Source organism: Pseudarthrobacter sp. CC4 (assembly GCF_048957775.1).
Taxonomy (GTDB): domain Bacteria; phylum Actinomycetota; class Actinomycetes; order Actinomycetales; family Micrococcaceae; genus Arthrobacter.
Map to the genome: position 1 here is coordinate 16,749 of NZ_JARCCZ010000015.1, position 19,873 is coordinate 36,621.

The window sequence follows — 19,873 nt, forward strand, 5'->3', positions numbered from 1 at the left end:
GAGGGGCTGATCTCCGTCAGCGCACGCCTACGAGGTCCACTACGAAGATCAGGGCTTCGTTCGGAGCGATGGCTCCGCCGGCGCCGCGTGAGCCGTACGCCAGCTCGGAGGGGATCTCCAGGCGGCGGCGGCCGCCCACCTTCATGCCGAGCAGGCCCTGGTCCCAGCCCTGGATGACCTGGCCGACGCCCACGCGGAAGTCTAGCGGTGCGCCGCGGCCCCAGGATGCGTCGAACTCTTCGCCTGTTGACCAGGCAACGCCCACGTAGTGGGTGGATACGGTGTCGCCCGCTTTGGCTTCCCGCCCGTCGCCCTCAATGAGGTCGGTGATCACCAGTTCCGTGGGAACATCGCCCTCGGGGAAGTCGATCTCGGGCTTCTGGCGGTCGAAATCACGCTGGCCAAATGACATGGTTACTCCTTTAGGTCTGTGCTGCTCGTGTTCTGCTGCGCACGTGTGGTGCTGCTGATCGATGCCGCGGTGGGGCAGCGGCCCGACTGTAAGTGTTGCTACTTCGCCCCGAGGATGTCCACTACGAAGACGAGGTCCCCCTTGGCCTCGCCCTGTCCGGCGTCGCCGTAGGCAAGGTCCTTGGGGATGACCAGGAGGACGCGGGAACCAACCGTCTTGCCGGCAAGGCCCTGGGTCCAGCCCTTGATGACGCCGGTGAGCGGGAAGCTTGCGGGTTCGCCGCGGTCGAAACTCGAATCGAACTTGGTGCCGCCAACGAGGGTCACGCCAACGTAGTTGACGGTGAGGGTGTCGGATTCCTTGACTGTGGGGCCCTTGCCCTTGATGAGGTCCTGCGACACCAGGGCCGTGGGGGCGGCTACGCCTTCGACGTTGATTTCGGGGATGCCGTCTTTTTCGGTGACTGTGGGCAATCCTGCCGGCGGGGTCACGGTCTCGCCCTCGGGCTTTTCCAGGACCGGCGCTACATCCTCAGCGGACAGCACCTTGATGACCAGCAGCTGGGTGGGCTGGGCTTCGGCTCCGGCTGACGCGGCCTGGCCGGGCACAGCCAGTGCCAGGCTGGAGCCTACTTTCGATCCGACGAACGCGTTGTAGATGACCTCGCTGCCGGTCTTCAGCTCCTCGTTCAGCTCAAGCGGTTCCGGTTCACCCGGGAATGTGTCCTCGAGCGTCGTGCCGTCGGTACCGTTTAGGGCCAGGATGGAAATGTTGGCGACCTGGTTGGCTCTAACCGTTTCGCCGCTGCCCTCGGTGACCACCTTGATGGTGGGTTCTGCCACTTCCAACGGCTTGGTGAATTCAACACCGGGGGCTTTCTTGTCCCCGTTGTCGGTCAGTTTGAGGGAGTCGAACTTGGCAGTCTCACCGGCGGATACGCTGGTGGGTTCCGGCTCTGCGGTTGAACCGCCGCAGGCGGTCAGCAACAGCAGGCCGGGAAGAAGGATTGCTAGTAGTCGGCGCACGTATAAAACTTTCGTCGGGGCAGGATGGATGCGATGTTCCGCATGGCAACGGCCGGCATCGCGCAGGGCCCGGATAAAGGGCCCTATCCAGAATAGCCCCTGAAGCTGGGTGTCAGCCCATAGAGTCAAGGAGCGCATCCACACGCTCGTCGACGCTGCGGAACGGATCCTTGCACAGGATGGTCTGGTGCGCACGGTCATTCAGCTTAAGGTGCACCCAGTCAACCGTGTAGTCCCTGCCCAGCTCCTGGGCGCGGCGCACGAAGTCCCCGCGCAGCTTTGCCCGGGTTGTCTGCGGCGGAACGTCAACGGCGTCCTTGATGACCGTATCTTCCACGATGCGGCGGACTGCCCCGCGCGCCTGAAGCAGGTAGTAGAGGCCGCGGCTGCGCGAGATGTCATGGTACGTGAGATCCAGTTGGGCAATCCGCGGGGCGTCCAGGCCCAGCCCGTGGCGTTCACGGTAGTTGTCCATGAGCTTCTTCTTGATGGCCCAGTCGATTTCGGTGTCGATGCTGCGGAAGTCGCCGCTTTCGATGGCCTTGAGCGCGCGCTCCCAAAGGTCCAGGATCAAGGGGACGTGGGGGTTGTGGGCACCATGCTCTTTCACGAATGCCGTGACCTTCGTCAGGTACTCCTGCTGGATTTCCAGTGCCGTCAGCTGGCGTCCGTTCGCCAGCCGGACCAGTGCGCGGCCGCTGAGGTCGTGGGAGATCTCACGGATGCTGCGGATCGGGTTTTCCATCCGCATATCCCGCATGATCACCCCGGCCTCGATCATGCGCAGCACGAGGTCCACGGTGCCGATCTTCATCATGGCCGTGGCTTCAGACATGTTTGAGTCGCCCACGATGACATGGAGGCGCCGGTAGAATTCCGCATCCGCATGCGGCTCGTCGCGGGTGTTGATGATGGGGCGGGACCTGGTGGTGGCGGAGGATACGCCCTCCCAAATATGGTCGGCCCGCTGCGAAAAGGCGTACGTTGCCCCGTGCGGTGTCTTGAGGATCTTGCCGGCACCGGCGATCAGCTGGCGGGTGACCAGGAACGGGATCAGGATTTCTGCCAGCCGCGAGAATTCGCCGCGGCGGGGAATGAGGTAGTTTTCGTGGCTGCCGTAGGAGTTTCCGGCGGAGTCAGTGTTGTTCTTGAACAGGTAGACCGTTCCGTTGAACCCTTCGGCCGCAAGGCGGGCCTGTGCCTCGTCCACGAGGTCATCAAGGATCAACTCCCCGGCCCTGTCATGGGCAATGAGCTGCGCCAAGTCATCGCATTCGGCGGTGGCATATTCCGGGTGGGACCCCACGTCAAGGTAGAGCCGGGAGCCATTGGTCAGGAAGACGTTGGAGGAGCGCCCCCAGCTGACAACTTTCCGGAAAAGGTACCGGGCCACCTCCTCGGGAGCGAGAGGCCTCGAGTCGGGGCTCGAATATGAGATGCCGAATTCGGTTTCGATGCCGAAAATTCTCTTGTCCATCTGTCCTGTCCTCCTAGGCCAGCATTGCAGTGATATCTGCGTCAGTAAGCCGGCGGAAGGCACGCCTTGATCCGCGGCTGCTTTCTGACTGCCGGTCCAGGACTGCCACCTCCAGCGCTCCAGCCGGCAGTGCCTTCGCCGGTTCCTCTCCCTCCGCGGGCGGAACCAGTCCCGCCATTGCCAGCCGCACAGCCTCTGCGAAGCTCAGCGAGCTGCGCCAGCCCTGGCCAATCACGGCTGAGACCTTGTCTGCCTGGCCGCCCATCACAACAAAGGAGTGCTCATCGGCAATGGAGCCGTCAAACGTCAGCCGGTAGAGGTGGTCCTCCGCCTGCGTAGGGCCAACCTCGGCCACCGCGAGCTCCACCTCGAACGGCTTCTGTTCAGCGGTGAACACCGCACCAAGGCTCTGCGCGTAGACACTGGCCAGTCCCCTGGCCGTCACGTCCTCCCGGTCGTAGGAGTACCCGCGCACATCGGCGTAGCGGACCCCGGCCTGGCGGAGGCTTTCGAACTCGTTGTACTTGCCGACGGCGGCGAACGCGATTTTGTCGTAGATCTCACCGATTTTGTGAAGCGACGGCGAGGGGTTTTCGGCAACGAGTGCAATGCCGTCCTCGCAGCTGACGACGACGACGGACCTGCCGCGGGCGATGCCCTTCCGTGCAAAGTCGGCACGGTCCTTCATGAGCTGCTCGGGTGATACATAGAACTGCTGTGTCATCTCAGGCCTCCCGTCCAGCGATGGTGCGGGCTTCGATGACATTCCTCGCGGCAGCTGCCAGTTCGCTGTCCGGAACCCGCCGCGCACCCGAGCTATCCACCGTGTAGATGACAGGCCAGAGTTGCCTCACGGTGTCAGGACCGCCGGTGGCTGAGTCGTCGTCGGCGGCATCGTACAGTGCTTCGACCGCGACGGCGGTAGCTTCCGCTGCCGTAAGGTTTGGCCGCCAGAGCTTCTTCAAAGCACCGCGTGCGAAGACAGCGCCGGATCCCACCGTATGATGCTCGTGTTCCTCGTACCGGCCCCCGGTGACATCGTAGGAGAACAGCCTGCCGACACCGGCGCTGGTGTCGAACCCGGCGAAGAGTGGCACCACTGCCAGTCCCTGCAGCGCCAGGGGCAGGTTTCCCCTGATCATGGCGCCAAGCCGGTTGGCCTTGCCTTCCAGGCTGAGGAGCGTGCCCTCGATCTTCTCGTAGTGCTCGAGTTCCACCTGGAACAACCTGGTGAGGTCAATCGCAATGCCGGCAGTTCCCGCGATCCCCAGGACGGAGTAGCGGTCGGCCGGAAAGACTTTTTCGATGTGCCGGCTCGCTATGACGTTGCCCATGGTGGCCCGCCGGTCCCCCGCCATCAGCACGCCGCCGTCGTAGCTCATCGCAACGATCGTGGTGGCGTGCGGAACCTGCAACGGGGCGGCGGCCGCGCCCGCCTGGAGGGACCGGTTGTAGGGCAGAAGCTCTGGCCGGTCCCGCTGCAGGTGTTCGGTGAACGATGACGTGGCGTTGGCGGCTACCTGGTTGGCGGTTGATTCCTGCACTCATGCACTCCTTGAACGTGGTACTTCAACGTCGGTACAGATTCGGCCGTCCGCGGCTTCCGCCAGCCTCCGGGTCCGGGTTACTGACCGCCCTTTTGGACGAATGCCCGTACGAATTCTTCGGCGTTGGATTCGAGGACGCCGTCGATCTCGTCGAGGAGGTCGTCCACGCCTTCCGTTGATGCCGATGCCTGCGCCTCAGGCGGCGTGGGCGGCGACTCGGGAATGTCCTCTTCGACCTGGCTGTCGCGTGACTGCGGCTGCTGTTGCTCCTGGCCTGCCATTGCTACCCCTCCTTATTTCTGTCTTCGGATCCGGCGGATCCTCCGATATGCCCATCCTGCCACGGTGTGGGCCAACCGGGGCGGTTTACGCCGCAGGCGGAGCGTTATGTCCCAGAAGCTCCGCGAGGAACGGGCCTGCGTCCCGGTAGCGATCAAACAACGCTCCGGTCAGGGCTTTGGTTCCCCGAAGCGGTTCCCTGGTGGGCACGCGCTGCAGCCGGCCGTATCCCGGAACATCGAAGATGACGGAGTCCCAACTGGCACCTACGACGTCCTTGCCGAAGCTGCTGATGCACTTGCCCCGAAAGTATGCCCGGGTATCGGCCGGTGGTTCAGTGACGGCGGAGACGATGGCGTCATCTTCAAGGATTCTTTGCATCCTGTCCCTGGCGAGGAACCGGTAATAGAGTCCCTTTTCGGGCCTGATATCAGCCCACTGAAGGTCGACGAGGCCGAGCCTGGCGTCGTTCCACTCAAGTCCGTCGCGTTCACGGTAGCCGTCGAGCAGCGACAGTTTGGCAAGCCACTCCACCGAGGAAGCTGCGGCGGCCCGGTCATTGTCGAGCTGGGTCAGGACGGTGGCCCAACGCTCCAGCACGTCATGCGTGTGGCCGTCCCCGTCCACGGCGTCGCCAACCCCCGTATCCTGCGCCAGCTTGGCCGCGGCCTCGTGGTAGATCCACTGGAGGTCAAGGGCGGTGACCCGCCTGCCGTCCAGCAGCCGCAGTTTTGCGGTGAGCGAAGTATCGTGGCTTACCGCCTGGAGTGCAGAAACCGGCTCGTACACCTCGATCTTGGGCGCCAGCCCTGCCTCAATGAGGCTGAGGACCATCGACGTGGTTCCGAACTTCAGGTAATTGGAAACCTGGCTGAGGTTTGCGTCGCCGATGATGACATGCAGGCGCCGGTACTTGTCCGCTGTTGCGTGCGGCTCGTCCCGGGTATTGATAATGGGCCGGCGGATAGTGGTCTCCAGTCCCACTTCCGCTTCGAAGAAGTCGGCCCGCTGGCTGATCTGGAAACCCGGGGTGGAGGCGTCCTGGCCGATGCCCACCCGGCCGGATCCGCACAGGACCTGGCGGCTGACGAAAAAGGGCGTCAGGCCCCGCACGATGTCGCCGAAGGGAACGGAACGCGGCATGAGGTAGTTCTCGTGCGAGCCGTAGGACACCGATTTATTGTCCGTGTTGTTCTTGTACAGGTTGACCGGCGGAAGGTCCGGATCTGCGGCCAGCCGGCGAACGGTGGCCAGCGCAACAAGGTCTCCGGCGGCGTCCCACTTCACGGCGTCCCGCGGGTTGGTCACCTCCGGGCTGGAGTACTCGGGATGGGCATGGTCGACGTACAGCCGCGCGCCATTGCCGAGGACCATGTTCATCAGCAGTGTTCCGGACTCGTCCTGCCCGTCGAGCTCCAGCTCCTCCCGCCCGTACGCCAGTGCCACCGTTTCCGCATCCAGCACCGGCGGCTGGTCGGTGAGCTGGCTCGGATGGGCTGAGCGTCGGTCCACTGTCCAGCCGCGGGCGTCATGCAGCGGCTCCTCATCCGTATAGTCCCAGCGGGTTTCCGCTCCGCCGGCGGCGCGCTGCCGGGTTACCTGCGCATAGGCCTGGACCACCCTGGCGCTCATCATGGTGGCATTGGCAGTAGGGGCGGAGGGGGCATGGATGCCATACTCCGTTTCCGCCCCCATCACCCGCATGGCCCCGCCGGCCGGCAGAGTCCCCCCGGCCGCGGGTTCCCGTGCAGCGGTCATAGATACTGCCCTGTGGTCGGCATGGTTTCGATCGACTTGCCTGGCTCCTGGCCCGCCTTGCCCTGGACGATGGTCCGGATGTATGTGATCCGTTCGCCCTTCTTGCCCGAGATCCGTGCCCAGTCATCCGGATTGGTGGTGTTGGGCATGTCCTCGTGCTCGCGGAATTCGTCCACGACGGCGCGCAGCAGGTGCTCGATCCTCAGACCCTTCTGCTGCGTGATGAGAAGGTCCTTGATGGCATACTTCTTCGCCCGGTCCACAACGTTTTGCACCACGGCACCGGAGTTGAAGTCCTTGAAGTAGAGCATTTCCGTGTCCCCGTTGGCGTAGGTGACCTCAAGGAACTCGTTGGACTTGTCGGTGGAGTACATAGCTTCGACAGTGCGCTGGACCATCGCATCCACCGTCGCCTGGACATCGCCGTCGTGCTCAGCGAGATCGGATTCGTGGAACGGCAGGTCCGGAGTGATGTACTTGTTGAAAATGTCCGCAGCAGCCTCCGCATCCGGACGGTTGATTTTGACCTTAACGTCAAGCCGGCCCGGACGGAGGATTGCCGGATCGATCATGTCCTCACGGTTTGACGCGCCAATGACGATCACGTTGTCCAGCCGCTCCACGCCGTCAATCTCGCTGAGCAGCTGCGGCACGATGGTTGTTTCGACGTCGGACGAAATCCCTGTGCCGCGCGTGCGGAAGAGGGAATCCATCTCATCGAAAAACACCACGACCGGGCTGCCATCGGAGGCCTTTTCGCGTGCCCTGGAGAAGATCAGCCGGATGTGGCGCTCGGTCTCACCGACGTACTTGTCCAGGAGTTCCGGCCCCTTGATGTTCAGGAAATAGCTTTTCAGGTCCACATTGCCCGAACGCTCGGCGGCGCGGGCGGCAAGGGAATTGGCCACGGCCTTGGCGATGAGGGTCTTGCCGCAGCCGGGAGGGCCGTACAGCAGGATGCCCTTGGGAGCTTTGAGGCCGTGTTCCCGGTAGAGGTCAGGGTGGAGGAACGGCAGTTCGACGGCGTCACGGATCTGCTCGATTTGGGGCCCAAGGCCGCCAATGTCCTCGTAGGTGATGTCAGGGACTTCCTCCAGCACGAGGTTCTCCACCTCGGAGCGGGGCACCTTTTCGAGGGCGTATCCGGTCCTGGAGTCAACCGACAGGGCATCGCCCACCCGCAGCTTTTCGGCAAGGAGCGCTCCGGAAAGCCGCACAACCCGCTCTTCATCGGCACGCCCCACCACGAGGGCGCGATCGGCACCGAGCATTTCCTTCAGGGTGGCGAGTTCACCGGCCCGCTCGTATCCCAGCCCGGCGACCACAAGGAGGGCCTCGTTGAGCAGGACCTCCTGCCCAACGGCCAGCTGGTTGATGTTCACCAGGGGGCTGATGCCCACTCGCATCTTCCGTCCCGCGTTGAAGATGTCCACCGATTCCTCGGTTGCGGCCTGTCCGCTGTTGCCGGGTGAGGGCTGGCGCTTGGGGTTCAACTGCAGGATGGTACCGAAGCTGTAGGGTGGCTGCCCCTCCTGGTCCAGCGCATTTTTCAGCCGAAGGATCTCGGCCTTCGCGGTTTCAAGCATGCTGACCAGCTTGGTGTTGTTTTGCGTCGCCGCAGCCAGCTGGCGGTCAATGTGCCTCAGCTTGTCCCGGAGGATGTTGACCTGGCGGTCGGCAACCGAGAGGTCATTGGCGGCAGACTGCTCTGCCGGTGTACGTCCGGAGTCCTGGTTTGGCGTCTCCATGATGTATCAGCCCCTTCCTGCGCTTCTATTAAGACATTAGCCCCAACACGGCAGGTAGGGATGGCGACTCCCGAAATGTGGACTACTTCGTGACCTCGGGCTCGTCCTTGACGTTCGTTCCGGCGATGGCGTCCCGCGCTGCGCGCCGGAGCTTCTTGTCGGAGACCTGCCGTTCCCCGACCGCGCCGGGGGTCCAGGCGTTGACGTCCTCTTCATTGAAGTCGGTTTTGGAGGGGCGGCGCTTCACGGAGATGCCGGTAACGCCGTCGGCCAGGCGCCGGGTGACCAGCAGGAACCCGGTATGCGCCACCATGCGGTGGTCCGGCCGGACGGCCAGTCCTTCGAGGTGCCAGCCCCGGACCAGGGATTCCCAGGCATCCGGTTCAGTAAAGCGGCCGTCTGCACGAATGGCTTCGGCGGTGCGGGAAAGCTGGGTCACCGTGGCCACGTAGTTGATCCAGACACCGCCGGGCGCCAGGACGGTTGCCACGGCGTCCAGGCATTCCCACGGAGCCAGCATGTCCAGGACCACGCGGTCCACGGAGCCCGGCGCTTCGCTCCGGACCACCTCGTCCTGGAAGTCGCCCAGGGAGATTTGCCAGGCCGGGTGCGGCCCGCCGAAAATCGTCTCGACGTTGCCGCGGGCAATGTCGGCGAACTCCTCGCGGCGCTCGAAAGAGTGGAGGTAGCCCTGGTCGCCTACAGCCCGGAGCAGGGAAATCGACAGCGCCCCGGAGCCCACGCCCGCTTCCACGACGCGCGCACCGGGGAAGATATCAGCCATCGTCACGATCTGCCCGGCGTCCTTGGGGTACACCACTGCGGCCCCGCGCGGCATGGACAGGACGAAGTCGGAGAGCAGGGGGCGCAGGGTCTGGTACTGCTGGCCGACGTTGTTGACAACCACCGACCCGTCCGCCTTGCCGATGATGTCATCGTGGTTCAGGAAGCCGCGGTGCGTGTGGAATGCTCCGCCACTCTCAAGGGTGATGGTATTCATGCGCCCGCGCTCGTCGGTCAACTGGACGCGCTCACCTTCGCGGAAAGGACCACGCCGGCGGGCAGCGCCGACGGGCTGCGAGACGCCGGTAGCATCACCGGCTTGACCGGAAGCTGCTGTGGCCTCGTTGACGGCAGTTTCGCTGCTCATGAATTTCCTCGCTCCTGTAAAACATGGCGCCTGGATGTCCCATTGCAGACAATCCGGCTTCTGCGGCGGCGATGCACCGGCCGGCAGGTAACTCTACCGGTTTTGGCCCTGCCGGCGTGTATCGGGCCACCGGGGTTTTCCAGTAACGGCGGCCAGGACCGCGTCCTGGGAAAGAAGCCCGGTGACCTTGCCGTTGTGGTCCACCACGGCGTAATGCCGCCCTTCGAGCTGGGAGAGGAACTGGAGCAGCTCCTGTCCTTTCGACCATTCGGGAACGTAAGCCCCCGGTGCGAGGGCGAAGGAAACAGCCGTGATGGGGGTGGAAGCCGCAGCGTGCGCAGGGACAGAGGACAGGGCGGCGGCATCCACCACTCCCTCCGGCCGGCCGTCCGGCCCGCAAACCACCAGTGACAGGGCACCGGCACCCTCGTGCCGGAGGGCTTCCTCCACCGTTGCCGTGGCAGGCAGCCCGGTAGCCGGCGTCGACAGCCCTGCGGCGCTGACAAGGTGGAGCCGTCCCCGGAGGGTTCCCTGCTGGATGGACGCCGAGGCACCCACCCAGAGGAAGCTGGCCACCAGGACCGTGATCATCAGCAGGCTGAAGTCGGGCGACTTTCCGGCCAGCAGGGGCCGCGCAACGAACCAATAGCAGATGGCGACGACGATGATGCGGCCGCCCCACCCGGCGGCCACAGTGCCTTTTGCCTGGCTACCGGTTGCCTTCCATACGGCGGATTCGACCAGCCGTCCACCGTCAAGGGGAAGTCCCGGGAGCACGTTGAAGACGCCAATCAGGAAGTTCGCCCACATGAAAATGTTGACCAGGATTTCGGCAACGCTGCCCAGGGCCACTGTGCCGAGCACCAGCCAGGCGCCCGCGGCCAGGACGAAATTCGCGGCGGGCCCGGCCAGGGCCACCAGGACTGACCGTCCCGGCGTCGCGGTAAAGCTCTCGAACTGGGTATGCCCGCCCCAGAGGTTCAGCACGATCTTCTGGGTCGGCCAGCCGTAGATTCTCGCTGTCAGCGCGTGGGCGAGCTCGTGGACCAATACCGAGATGAGGAGCAGGACGGCGTAGGCGAACGCCACAATGTATGCGCTGGCGCCAAGGGCGGGGTTCTCCTGGCCCAGGACAGGGCCATACACGATCACGGTGAAGGCGGCGATGACGAACCACGAATAGGCGAGCACCACTGGAACTCCGGCAATCCTGCCCAGCGGGATGCCCTCGCGCCGGACCGGCGCACTGGATTCAGCCACCGGAGATCTCCGGCGAGCGGGCAGGCGCAGATGAGGACCCCAAGAGCTCAGGGCCGGCCAGGACCAGGGTTTCAAGGTCCGTCACGGAGCGGCCGGACAGTGAGTCCCAGAGCGTGTACCGATCATCCTCGGGAAGCGGGACGATGTGCGGAATAGCCACGGTTGCCACGCCGGACGCCACGGCCGCCGCCACACCCGGGGCTGAGTCCTCCAGCGCGACGCAGTGATGGATGGCCAGCTCCGGATCCGAGTCCTGCAGCCATTCGACGGCGGTCAGGTACGCCTCGGGGTGCGGCTTGCCCTGCGCCACTGTGTCCCCGGTGACCAGGACTTCAAAGTACGGCCGTGGAAGGCTGGCAACCACCTGGCGGGCCAGCGGCCCCTCGGACATGGTGACCAGGGCGCAGCGGACCCCTGCGAGGTGAAGCTCCTCGAGGAGTTCGCGCGCACCGGGCCGCCATGGCACCTGGCGTTGCACGCTGCTCACGACGGCCCCGGTCAGGGTGTCAATGATTTCGCGTATTTCAAGGTCCACGCCGGCCTCCTGCAGGATGCCGGCGGAAAAGGTCAGCGACTGCCCGACCAACTGCATGGCCTGTTCATGGGACCAGGTGCCGCCGTGGGCTTCCACCAGTGCGTGTTCGGCAGCAATCCAGTACGGCTCCGTGTCAACAATCGTGCCGTCCATGTCCCACAGGACGGCTTTGAGCGGGGAACTGTCAGCTGGCAATCGCATGTCCTCAGTCTACGGGGACAGCCCGGACGCAGGCTGACGGCTACGCCTTCGGCGAATATCGGGCTCGTTCGCGCCACCGACCCTGCTTTCGGCGGATTTTGCGGCGCTTCATTCAATGCACAGCTGCGGTCCTTGGACGTAGGGTGAAGAAATGAATAGCTTCGAGGGAGACACCGCCGAACCAGGTGCCGGACCCGAGCGGTTCCTGCAGCCGGTCGCTGACGGACAGCGCATAACAGTGATGCTTGCCGCCTTTGAAGGCTGGAACGACGCCGGAGAAGCGGCAAGCGATTCGTTGCGCTACCTGAACAAACTGTGGGGCGGCAAGAAGGTGGCGTCCATCGACGCGGACGAGTATTACGACTTCCAGTTCACGCGGCCCACCGTGCGCCGGAATGCTGCCGGTGAACGCAAGATAAAGTGGCCCTCCACGAGGATCTACAAGGCCAGCGCACCGGATTCGAACGTGGACGTCATTTTTGTCCAGGGAACTGAACCGTCCTACAAGTGGCGCGCCTACACGGCCGAACTCCTGGTGCACGCTGAAGCGCTGAACGTTGACTATGTCGTCCTGGTCGGGGCGCTGCTGGCGGATGTTCCGCACAGCAGGCCCATTCCGGTCAGCACTTCTTCTGACGACGCCCCCCTGCGGGAGCGCATGAACCTGGAGGCTTCGCAGTATGAAGGCCCGGTGGGAATCGTCGGCGTGCTCTCGGAGGTCGCCCTGCTGGCAGGAATTCCCACCGTCTCGCTTTGGGCCGCGGTCCCCCACTACGTTGCCCAGGCGCCGTCACCGAAGGCCCAGCTGGCGCTCCTGAACCGCATCGAGGAACTGCTCCAGGTGCCGTTGGACACGCATGAGCTGGCAGAGGAGGCAGACGCCTGGGAACGGGGTGTGGACGAACTCGCCACGGAAGATCCCGAAATCGCCGCCTATGTCCGGCAGCTTGAGGAGGCAAAGGACACGGCGGACCTGCCCGAGGCCACCGGCGAGTCGATTGCCCGCGAGTTTGAGCGCTATCTCAAGCGGCGGGGCCAGGACCGGCCCTGAACGGGCAGCCTAGAGAACCACACCAAGCAAGGCGTCCACCGCGTCCTTGACCATTGCCTGGTCTACGGGACTTGCCGGGCCGGCGTCGTTGTTTGCCTGCTCCGCCCAGCGGGACACGGCCGCGACGGCAGCCGGGGCATTCAAGTCCGCAGCCAGAGCCTCCCGCATCTCGGCAACAAGCGGGACGGCAGACCCCTTGGGAGCGCGGCCCAGCGCCCGGCGCCACGCGGCCAGGGTGGCCTTGGCTTCCAGGAACCCTTCATCCGTCCAGGACCAGTCGGAGCGGTAGTGGTGGGCAAGGATGCCAAGGCGGATGGCGGCAGGGTCCTCCCCCGCTGCCCGAAGTTTCGACACCAGGACCAGGTTTCCTTTGGATTTGCTCATCTTCTCGCCGTCCAGGCCCACCATGCCTGCATGGGCGTAGTGCCTGGCAAGTGGAACACCGGCAAGTGAATACGCGTGGCCGGCACCCATCTCGTGGTGCGGGAAGATCAGGTCCGAGCCGCCGCCCTGAACGGTGAAGGGCGAGGGCAGGTACTTTTGCGCGATCACGGTGCACTCAATGTGCCAGCCGGGCCGGCCCGCACCCAGGCTGCCGCCGGGCCAGCTTGGCTCGCCTTCCCGTGCCACCCGCCACAGCAGCGGATCAAGTGCCTGCCGCTTTCCTGCCCGCCCGGGATCGCCGCCGCGTTCCGCGAACAGCTCAAGCATCTCGCTTTCAGCCAACCCGGAGATGCATCCCAGGGTCCACGCGTCCGGTGCCACGGAGTGCTTTCCGGCCGCTTCGACGTCGTAATAAACGTCCCCGTCAGGCTCGCCGTTGGTGCCCTGCACTTTGTAGGCCAGCCCGAGGCTGACCAGCCGTTCCACCTCCGGAACTATCAGGCCGATGGATTCCACTGCACCCACGTAGTGGTCCGGAGCGAGCACGTTGAGGGCTTCCATGTCCGTCTGGAAAAGCTCAATCTGGCTGGCGGCGAGCTCCTGCCAGTCAACGCCGGTGGCCGTGGCGCGTTCCAGGAGCGGATCGTCCACGTCCGTGACGTTCTGCACGTAGTCAACCTCGTGGCCGGCGTCCCGCCAGGCCCTGTTCAGGAGGTCAAAGGCCACGTAGCTGGCGGCGTGGCCCATGTGGGTGGCGTCGTACGGCGTGATGCCGCAGACGTACATCGAGGGGCGTCCCTCATTCTCCAGGGCAACTTCACGGCCTGCCGCCGTGTCGAACAGCCGGAGGGCGGGCATGCTTCCGGGCACGTCGGGAACGGGGCGGGATTTCCAGGATTTCACACGCCAAGCCTAGTGCTAGGCGCTGATGACATTGAAACCGAGCAGGAGGTACAGGGCCAGGCCCAGGAAGATCCGGTACCAGACGAACAGCCGGTAGCTGCGGGTGGAAACGAACTTCAGGAACCAGCCGATGATGATGTAGCCCACCACCAGGGCGATGACGGTGGCAAGCGCGGTTTCCGGCAGGCCGTAGGGGCCGGTGATTCCTTCCTTGGACACCGTCTTGTACAGCTGGAAGAGGCCGCTGCCAAAAACCGCCGGAATGGCCAGCAGGAAGGAGTACCGTGCGGCCGCTTCCCGGGTGTACCCCATCAGGAGGCCGGCGGTGATGGTGCCGCCGGACCGGGACACGCCGGGGATCAGCGCCATGGCCTGGGCGAAGCCGTAGAGGATGCCGTGCTTGTACGTCAGCCGGGTCAGGTCGCGTTCCTGCCTGCCTACTGCGTCGGCGACCGCCAGGATCAAACCGAAGACAATCAGCATGGTGGCGACGATCCACATGCTGCGGAGCACCGATTCGATCTGGTCCTGGAACAGCAGTCCCAGGATAACGATGGGGAGGCTGCCCAGGATGACAAGCCAGCCCATCCGGGCATCCGGGTCCTGCCGGGAGACTTTTCCGGTAAGCGAACCGGCCCATGCCTTGACGATCCGGACGATGTCCCGCCAGAAATAGATGAGCACCGCCGTCTCGGTGCCCAGCTGGGTGATGGCGGTGAAAGCAGCGCCGGGATCCTCGGCATTGGGCAGGAACTGCCCCACAATCCGCAGATGCGCGCTCGATGAAATCGGAAGGAATTCGGTCAGTCCCTGCACTAGGCCCAGCAGGGCCGCCTCAAACCAGTTCACGCTAAGACCCTACGTCATGGGCAGCGCCGGTTCTGCCCGTAAGCTTGCTGCTATGCAGCAGCGTTACGTCGGCAACAGTGGATTGCGGGTTTCCGCCCTTTCCCTCGGCACCATGTCCTGGGCCGGCGAAACGGACGAACAGGACGCCTCTGAGTTGCTGCGCACCTTCCTTAATGCCGGCGGCCGGCACGTCGATACCGCCGCCTCCTACGCGGACGGGCGCTCGGAGGCGATGATCGGCTCCATGCTGGGCGACGTCGTGGCCCGGACGGAGATTTCCATCTCCACCAAAGCGGGAATGACGACGCCGGATGGCCGGCTCGGCGTGGACACGTCGCGTAATGCGATGCTCACCGGACTGGAAGCGAGCCTCGCCAGGCTGGGCACCGACTATGTGGACATCTGGTTCGCGCAGGCCTGGGACCGTAATGTGCCGTTGGACGAGACGCTGTCAGCTTTGGAATTTGCTGTCCGTACCGGCCGTGCGCGGTATGTGGGGGTCTCCAACTTCAACGGCTGGCAGGCGGCGAAGGCCGCAGCCATCGCCGGCTTCCCCCTTGTCGCCGCGCAGGCGGAGTATTCGTTCCTGCAGCGCAGGCCGGAAGCCGAACTGATCCCTGCCGTCGAGGACGCCGGCATGGGCCTGATGGCGTGGGCGCCGCTTGGCCGCGGCGTGCTCACGGGCAAGTACCGCGGCAGCATCCCCTCCGGATCAAGGGCTGCCTCCGCAACCGAAGCCGGGTACGTTGAGCCGTACCTGGAGGAGCAGCCGTCCCGGACGGTGGAAGCTGTTTGCATGGCAGCCAAAGGCCTGGGCCGGACTCCGCAGGACGTTGCCCTCAGTTGGCTTCTGTCGCAGCACGGCGTAGCAACCGCCATTGTGGGCCCGCGGACGCCGGCCCAGCTGAAGGAACTGGTGGATGCCCAGCTCTCGCCGCTGCCGCCGGAAATTGCCCGGGCCCTGGAGGATGTGTCAGCCCCGCACTAGGTCCGCGGTCCTACTCCTGGACGATTTCCAGGTCCTCGTCGTCGTCCACGTCGCTTTCCTCGTCCTCTTCGTCCTCGTCATCAAAGACCTGGAGCGGCGTGACCTCGTTGTAGGCCTCATAGAGTGCGTCTTCGTAAACTTCGAAGGCGTCTGCAACTGCAAAGAATGCCGCCTCCACGGAGGGATCACCGTCTCCGCGGCGGTTGGATGCTGCTATAAGGTGTTCTTCCAAAGCGGTGGTCAAGGACTGAAGCGCGACACGCGGATCGATGCTCATGACTTCACGTTAGCCGGAAAAGGACGAGAATGGAGGGCAAATGAAGGAACAATTTCTCACCAGTTCGGTCCAGCGGGAACGGGACTATTTGAGGCAGTACGAGTACCTCGTACTGACGGTCAGCCCTGTCGATTCCCTGCATGAGGCACGGCGCCGCCTGGTGGAACACTCCGAGTACGGCAAGTGGGAGCTGGAGCGCAGCAAGCTGTACGTGGGCGGAGGACGGCGCTTTTGGCTGCGCCGCCGGGTGCTGCAGGTTCAAAGGACCGTTTAGGTCAATCCTCCAGCGGACCCAGCCAGGCGTTGGCCACGGTGTTGTGGGCAGATTCGTCATCGGACGGATGGAACATGCCGGCAAGGACGTCCCGGTAGAGCCGCTCCAGTTCCGATCCCCGGAAATAGCTGGATCCCCCGCTGACGCGGATGGCCAGGTCCACTACGCGCCGCGCCGTTTCCGTCGCGTTCACTTTCAACCCCACCAGCTTGGGGAACCACTGCTGGCCATGGTCCACCAGGGAATCCACGTCGGCTGCGACGGCCCGCAGCTGCGGGTAGAGGTTATCCATGGCCATTGCCGCCTCGGCAACCTTCCAGCGGATGTCGGGGTCCTGCGCATAGCTGCGTCCGCCGTTCTTGAAGGAGGTGCGGCGCTTGACGTTCTCCACGCCCAGGGCCAGGGCCCGCTCCCCCAGCCCGGTGTAGACGGCGGCGAGCAGCGTCTCGAAACAGGCAAAGATCGCGAAAACCAGGGGATCGCGGCTGGGGCCGACGGGGATCCTGCGGAAGATGCGCTCCGGCGGAACGCCGGCGCCGTCCAGGACGGTGGTGCAGGACTGGCTGGCCCGCATCCCAAGCGCGTCCCAGTCGTCGAGGATACGGTAGCCGGGCGTTTGGCGCGTGATGAAGCCGTGGACCAGCTCCCCCTCGCCGTCCCGGCCGGAAGGGTCCTTCCCGAAGATTCCCAGCCTCGTCCACGCCGGTGAGAGGCTGGTGAAGATCTTGGTTCCCGTGAAGGAGTAGCCGCCGTCCGGCAGCGGCGCGGCCGTGGTCCGGGAGTCGAACAGGACCGAGTCGTTGCCGGCTTCCGAGTTGCCGAACGCGAAGATCTCGCCGTTGGCCGCTTCCTTGAGCACAAAGTCCAGGGATCCGTCGCCGCGGGCGCCGAGGACATGCGCGACGCCGGTCCACACCAGGTGCATGTTGACGGCCAGCGCGGTGGCCGGGGCGGCCGTTGCCAGCCTCCGCTGGCACTGCGCCGCCGCCTCAAGGCCAAGCCCTGCCCCGCCGTCGGACCCTGGAACGAACAGCTTCAGGTAGCCGGCCGCCGCGAGGTCCTTAAGGTCCTCATGGAAGAAGGCGTTGTCCCTGTCATACCCGGCGGCGCGGCCGCGGATCTGCTCCAGCAGCTCCTCCGGCAGGATCTCTTCCGGCGTCATGGCAGCCTGGCTCAGTAATTGGTGAGGAGGGTGTTGAGCACCCTGGCGCCGAACTTGAGGGAGTCGGCAGGTACGCGCTCGTCCACGCCGTGGAACATGCCGGTGAAGTCCAAGTCATCCGGCAGCATCAGGGGCGCAAAGCCGTAGCCTGTGATGCCGAGCCGGCTCAGCGACTTGTTGTCCGTGCCGCCGGAGAGAGTGTAGGGCAGCACCTTGGCGCCCGGGTCTTCGGAGTGCAGGGCATCGATCATGGAATCCACCAGGTTCCCGGCGAAAGGGACCTCAAGGGAAACGTCCTTGTGCACGTAACTGACGTCAACGCCGGCGCCCGCGAGGTCGCGAACGATCTCCAGGACGTGGTCCTGCTGGCCCGGAAGTGTCCGGCAGTCGATCAGGGCCTCGGCGGATTCGGGGATGACGTTGTGCTTGTAGCCGCCCTTGAGCAGGGTGGGGTTTGTGGTGTTCTGCAAGGTGGCGCCCACAAAGCGGGCCACCGTGCCCAGCTGGCTTAGCAGGATGTCCGGATTGTCGGCATCGAACTCAACGCCGGTGAGTTCGGTCACACCGTCCAGGAACTGCCGGGTGGTGGGGGTGAGCTCGATGGGCCACTTGTACTCGCCGATGCGCGTCACGGCTGCGGCGAGCCGCGTTACGGCGTTGTCGGTGCTGATCTGTGAGCCGTGGCCCGCCCTGCCGTGGGCCACGAGGCGGAGCCAGGAGATGCCCTTCTCCGCTGTCTGCAGCAGGTACGTGCGCTGCCCGCCGATGGTGGCCGAGAAGCCGCCCACCTCGGAGATGGCTTCCGTGGCGCCCTCGAACAGTTCCGGGCGCTTGTCCACGGCGTAGCGGGCTCCGTAGGCGCCGCCCGCTTCCTCATCCGCGAAGAAGGCGAAAATGATGTCGCGTTTCGGCTTTGTGCCGGACCTGGCAAAGCTGCGCAGGACGGAGAGGATCATGGCGTCCATGTCCTTCATGTCGACGGCGCCGCGGCCCCAGATCAGCCCGTCCTTCAGTTCGGCTCCGAACGGGTCTACGGACCACTGGTCCCGCAGCGCAGGCACGACGTCCAGGTGGCCGTGCACCACCAAGGCGCTGGCGGAGGGATCCTCACCGGCCATGCGCGTCACCACATTGGCGCGGCCCGGTGCGGACTCGAAGATTTCCGCCGCAAGGCCCACTTCCTCAATCAGCCCCGCGGCGTATTCAGCCGCAGCCCGCTCGCCCGGCCCCGAACCGTCACCGTAGTTTGACGTGTCTATCCGGATGAGTTCCTGGCAGATCCGGACAACTTCATCCTCGGGCAGGACGTCAGGCATGGAAAGCTCCTCACTGGATTGGCGGGTTGGAACGGTGCTGAATCGTTGCCCTCAGCCTACCCACTGGGGCCGATTCCATGTTTCCCGAAAGTTCGTGTTAGAGTTTTTCTCGCTGCTTCGGAGAAACGCGAAACGCTGAAAGGCGGAAACGTTCACCGAATACCACCTGCGCGGGTGGCGGAATGGCAGACGCGCTAGCTTGAGGTGCTAGTCCTCGAAAGGGGGTGGGGGTTCAAGTCCCCCTCCGCGCACACAGGGAAAACCCCGGATTCCATCCCAGGAATCCGGGGTTTTTTGTGTCTCCGGCCATGCCTTCACCACGAACCGCTTTTTGTCGTTCATGATTGGCGGCATGGGGAAGGGATTTTCCGGCCGGGCCACGTTCTTAGCCGCGCTCATCGGAGTGTCGGGAGTCGCTGGCGGGGTCTGGTTACTCTGGGCCAACTTTTGCCTGTGGACCTGCACCATATTCCAGAGCACCGCCTTCGACTGGGGCCTGGCCCTGACGGTGCTCGCCTTGTTGCTGCTGGTGGCTTCCCAGATTTTCGCGGTGGGTGCGATCCGCAGACGCGACGGGAAGCCGTGGGCGGTCGCGGCCCTCTGCCTGGCCGGCGCACCTGTGGCATGTGGGCTGGTGGGGGCTCCGCTGGCCTACTTCGCCCTTGGATTCTGATGGCCTATGCCGGTTGCCTTCAAGGAAGCGGCTCTGACGCTTTCTTCTGTCCGTCCCACCGCTTGGGCAGGACTCAGTGGCGGCAGCCGGCCAGGATCCCGGCGAGGGCGTCGTGCTCGGCCTGGGTGACCCACAGCTGGTACTTGGCCTTGACGGCGGTTTGACGCACTACGTACTCACAGCGGAAGGCCTTGTTTGGCGGCAGCCACGAGGCAGCATCCTTGTCTCCCTTCGCACCGTTGGTGCCGCCGTCCGACGCCATCAGGTTCAGGGGGTCGTTGGCGAACTGCTTCCGCTGTTCCGTTCCAAGCTGCCGGGCCCCCTTCTGCCAGGCGTCGCTTAGCGGAACGAGGTGGTCAATCTGGACGGCGGAGCTGGTCCCGTCGCCACGGACGAAGTTTATGGTGGTTCCGGTGTACTTATCGGCCAGAACGCCTGAGGCCACCACGCAGTCGTGCGTTCCGGGCTTGAACGTCTCAGCTTCAAGGTCGCGGGCGAGGATGTCGTTGCGGGTGTCGCAGCCGTTTCGGTCGACGTCGGCCCACGCCGGACCGAACTCTTCCCGGGTGTATCCCGTCCTCGGTGCGCGGCCCTTCACCGGAAT

At 64.6% G+C, this 19,873-nt stretch carries 21 protein-coding genes and 1 tRNA gene; 5 read left to right on the forward strand and 17 right to left on the reverse strand.

What is annotated here, in order from left to right:
* Positions 1-16: 16 nt before the first annotated feature.
* From PV768_RS11395 to PV768_RS11445, 11 genes are all read right to left on the reverse strand, one after another.
* Entirely contained in the window at positions 17-412 is a 396-nt protein-coding gene (locus PV768_RS11395) for an FKBP-type peptidyl-prolyl cis-trans isomerase (protein WP_104997974.1), read from the reverse strand.
* A gap of 98 nt (positions 413-510) precedes the next feature.
* Complete coding sequence (locus tag PV768_RS11400; protein ID WP_421093069.1) at positions 511-1,437, reverse strand: FKBP-type peptidyl-prolyl cis-trans isomerase; 927 nt, start codon at positions 1,435-1,437, stop codon at positions 511-513.
* 112 nt (positions 1,438-1,549) lie between these two features.
* On the reverse strand, positions 1,550-2,914 hold the full coding sequence (pafA, locus tag PV768_RS11405; RefSeq protein WP_157242310.1) for a Pup--protein ligase: 1,365 nt from the start codon (positions 2,912-2,914) through the stop codon (positions 1,550-1,552).
* A gap of 13 nt (positions 2,915-2,927) precedes the next feature.
* Positions 2,928-3,638, reverse strand: a complete 711-nt coding sequence (gene prcA, locus PV768_RS11410) for a proteasome subunit alpha (protein WP_157242311.1) — start codon at positions 3,636-3,638, stop codon at positions 2,928-2,930.
* A 1-nt stretch (position 3,639) separates the two neighbouring features.
* Positions 3,640-4,458 carry a proteasome subunit beta gene (gene prcB / locus PV768_RS11415; protein ID WP_321213558.1) on the reverse strand — a complete coding sequence of 273 codons (819 nt, stop codon included), beginning with the start codon at positions 4,456-4,458 and terminating at the stop codon, positions 3,640-3,642.
* 80 nt (positions 4,459-4,538) lie between these two features.
* The gene (locus tag PV768_RS11420) at positions 4,539-4,742 is read right to left on the reverse strand and encodes a ubiquitin-like protein Pup (protein ID WP_157242312.1); all 204 of its coding nucleotides are present in this window, start codon (positions 4,740-4,742) and stop codon (positions 4,539-4,541) included.
* A gap of 85 nt (positions 4,743-4,827) precedes the next feature.
* A complete protein-coding gene (gene dop, locus PV768_RS11425) occupies positions 4,828-6,498 on the reverse strand; it encodes a depupylase/deamidase Dop (RefSeq protein ID WP_321213557.1) in 1,671 nt (556 codons plus the stop codon).
* Complete coding sequence (arc, locus tag PV768_RS11430; RefSeq protein WP_157242314.1) at positions 6,495-8,246, reverse strand: proteasome ATPase; 1,752 nt, start codon at positions 8,244-8,246, stop codon at positions 6,495-6,497. Before arc ends, dop begins: the two co-directional genes overlap by 4 nt.
* Before the next feature lie 82 nt (positions 8,247-8,328).
* Entirely contained in the window at positions 8,329-9,396 is a 1,068-nt protein-coding gene (locus PV768_RS11435; RefSeq protein ID WP_323057154.1) for a tRNA (adenine-N1)-methyltransferase, read from the reverse strand.
* 93 nt (positions 9,397-9,489) lie between these two features.
* Positions 9,490-10,656 carry a site-2 protease family protein gene (locus tag PV768_RS11440; RefSeq protein ID WP_421093070.1) on the reverse strand — a complete coding sequence of 389 codons (1,167 nt, stop codon included), beginning with the start codon at positions 10,654-10,656 and terminating at the stop codon, positions 9,490-9,492.
* Complete coding sequence (locus tag PV768_RS11445; RefSeq protein ID WP_421093071.1) at positions 10,649-11,392, reverse strand: HAD family hydrolase; 744 nt, start codon at positions 11,390-11,392, stop codon at positions 10,649-10,651. The genes PV768_RS11440 and PV768_RS11445 overlap by 8 nt, the downstream gene beginning before the upstream one ends.
* A 151-nt stretch (positions 11,393-11,543) precedes the next feature.
* Here PV768_RS11445 and PV768_RS11450 point away from each other — a divergent pair, with 151 nt between their 5' ends.
* Positions 11,544-12,443 (forward strand): PAC2 family protein, encoded by a 900-nt coding sequence (locus PV768_RS11450; protein WP_321213553.1) that lies wholly within the window; start codon positions 11,544-11,546, stop codon positions 12,441-12,443.
* A 9-nt stretch (positions 12,444-12,452) separates the two neighbouring features.
* Here the strand turns inward: PV768_RS11450 and mshC are convergent, their stop codons facing one another.
* Both mshC and PV768_RS11460 read right to left on the reverse strand, forming a co-directional pair.
* Positions 12,453-13,730, reverse strand: a complete 1,278-nt coding sequence (gene mshC, locus PV768_RS11455) for a cysteine--1-D-myo-inosityl 2-amino-2-deoxy-alpha-D-glucopyranoside ligase (RefSeq protein WP_323057156.1) — start codon at positions 13,728-13,730, stop codon at positions 12,453-12,455.
* Positions 13,731-13,745: 15 nt separating this feature from the next.
* Positions 13,746-14,579, reverse strand: a complete 834-nt coding sequence (locus PV768_RS11460) for an undecaprenyl-diphosphate phosphatase (RefSeq protein ID WP_321213551.1) — start codon at positions 14,577-14,579, stop codon at positions 13,746-13,748.
* A gap of 52 nt (positions 14,580-14,631) precedes the next feature.
* Between PV768_RS11460 and PV768_RS11465 the strand changes: the two genes are divergently transcribed.
* The gene (locus tag PV768_RS11465; RefSeq protein ID WP_321213550.1) at positions 14,632-15,567 is read left to right on the forward strand and encodes an aldo/keto reductase; all 936 of its coding nucleotides are present in this window, start codon (positions 14,632-14,634) and stop codon (positions 15,565-15,567) included.
* A 10-nt stretch (positions 15,568-15,577) separates the two neighbouring features.
* Here the strand turns inward: PV768_RS11465 and PV768_RS11470 are convergent, their stop codons facing one another.
* Complete coding sequence (locus tag PV768_RS11470; RefSeq protein ID WP_157242319.1) at positions 15,578-15,844, reverse strand: hypothetical protein; 267 nt, start codon at positions 15,842-15,844, stop codon at positions 15,578-15,580.
* A gap of 40 nt (positions 15,845-15,884) precedes the next feature.
* On the opposite strand from PV768_RS11470, the gene PV768_RS11475 reads away from it, so the two are divergent.
* Positions 15,885-16,118, forward strand: coding sequence for a DUF5703 family protein (locus PV768_RS11475; protein WP_157242320.1), 234 nt, complete (start codon positions 15,885-15,887; stop codon positions 16,116-16,118).
* A gap of 1 nt (position 16,119) precedes the next feature.
* On the opposite strand, the gene PV768_RS11480 is transcribed toward PV768_RS11475, so the two are convergent.
* Together PV768_RS11480 and PV768_RS11485 are read right to left on the reverse strand one after the other, a co-directional pair.
* Positions 16,120-17,280, reverse strand: a complete 1,161-nt coding sequence (locus PV768_RS11480; RefSeq protein WP_321213549.1) for an acyl-CoA dehydrogenase family protein — start codon at positions 17,278-17,280, stop codon at positions 16,120-16,122.
* Positions 17,281-17,291: 11 nt separating this feature from the next.
* Positions 17,292-18,596, reverse strand: a complete 1,305-nt coding sequence (locus PV768_RS11485) for a M20/M25/M40 family metallo-hydrolase (protein WP_157242322.1) — start codon at positions 18,594-18,596, stop codon at positions 17,292-17,294.
* 168 nt (positions 18,597-18,764) lie between these two features.
* On the opposite strand from PV768_RS11485, the gene PV768_RS11490 reads away from it, so the two are divergent.
* Together PV768_RS11490 and PV768_RS11495 are read left to right on the forward strand one after the other, a co-directional pair.
* Positions 18,765-18,847: transfer RNA gene (locus tag PV768_RS11490), tRNA-Leu, on the forward strand.
* Positions 18,848-18,948: 101 nt separating this feature from the next.
* Positions 18,949-19,269: a hypothetical protein gene (locus PV768_RS11495; protein ID WP_321213547.1), complete on the forward strand. Its 321-nt coding sequence runs from the start codon at positions 18,949-18,951 to the stop codon at positions 19,267-19,269.
* Positions 19,270-19,342: 73 nt separating this feature from the next.
* Here PV768_RS11495 and PV768_RS11500 read toward each other — a convergent pair whose 3' ends face one another.
* On the reverse strand, positions 19,343-19,867 hold the full coding sequence (locus tag PV768_RS11500) for an HNH endonuclease family protein (RefSeq protein ID WP_323057159.1): 525 nt from the start codon (positions 19,865-19,867) through the stop codon (positions 19,343-19,345).
* Between the last annotated feature and the right edge of the window lie 6 nt (positions 19,868-19,873).

What these genes read in the sequence shown, in the direction of transcription:
- PV768_RS11420 (WP_157242312.1), bottom strand. Translation starts at nt 4,742, where the DNA reads ATGGCAGGCCAGGAGCAACAGCAGCCGCAGTCACGCGACAGCCAGGTC.
- PV768_RS11480 (WP_321213549.1), bottom strand. Translation starts at nt 17,280, where the DNA reads ATGACGCCGGAAGAGATCCTGCCGGAGGAGCTGCTGGAGCAGATCCGC.
- pafA (WP_157242310.1), bottom strand. Translation starts at nt 2,914, where the DNA reads ATGGACAAGAGAATTTTCGGCATCGAAACCGAATTCGGCATCTCATAT.
- PV768_RS11465 (WP_321213550.1), top strand. Translation starts at nt 14,632, where the DNA reads ATGCAGCAGCGTTACGTCGGCAACAGTGGATTGCGGGTTTCCGCCCTT.
- prcA (WP_157242311.1), bottom strand. Translation starts at nt 3,638, where the DNA reads ATGACACAGCAGTTCTATGTATCACCCGAGCAGCTCATGAAGGACCGT.
- PV768_RS11475 (WP_157242320.1), top strand. Translation starts at nt 15,885, where the DNA reads ATGAAGGAACAATTTCTCACCAGTTCGGTCCAGCGGGAACGGGACTAT.
- PV768_RS11495 (WP_321213547.1), top strand. Translation starts at nt 18,949, where the DNA reads ATGGGGAAGGGATTTTCCGGCCGGGCCACGTTCTTAGCCGCGCTCATC.
- PV768_RS11395 (WP_104997974.1), bottom strand. Translation starts at nt 412, where the DNA reads ATGTCATTTGGCCAGCGTGATTTCGACCGCCAGAAGCCCGAGATCGAC.
- dop (WP_321213557.1), bottom strand. Translation starts at nt 6,498, where the DNA reads ATGACCGCTGCACGGGAACCCGCGGCCGGGGGGACTCTGCCGGCCGGC.
- PV768_RS11450 (WP_321213553.1), top strand. Translation starts at nt 11,544, where the DNA reads ATGAATAGCTTCGAGGGAGACACCGCCGAACCAGGTGCCGGACCCGAG.
- PV768_RS11435 (WP_323057154.1), bottom strand. Translation starts at nt 9,396, where the DNA reads ATGAGCAGCGAAACTGCCGTCAACGAGGCCACAGCAGCTTCCGGTCAA.
- PV768_RS11445 (WP_421093071.1), bottom strand. Translation starts at nt 11,392, where the DNA reads ATGCGATTGCCAGCTGACAGTTCCCCGCTCAAAGCCGTCCTGTGGGAC.
- PV768_RS11470 (WP_157242319.1), bottom strand. Translation starts at nt 15,844, where the DNA reads ATGAGCATCGATCCGCGTGTCGCGCTTCAGTCCTTGACCACCGCTTTG.
- PV768_RS11485 (WP_157242322.1), bottom strand. Translation starts at nt 18,596, where the DNA reads ATGCCTGACGTCCTGCCCGAGGATGAAGTTGTCCGGATCTGCCAGGAA.
- arc (WP_157242314.1), bottom strand. Translation starts at nt 8,246, where the DNA reads ATGGAGACGCCAAACCAGGACTCCGGACGTACACCGGCAGAGCAGTCT.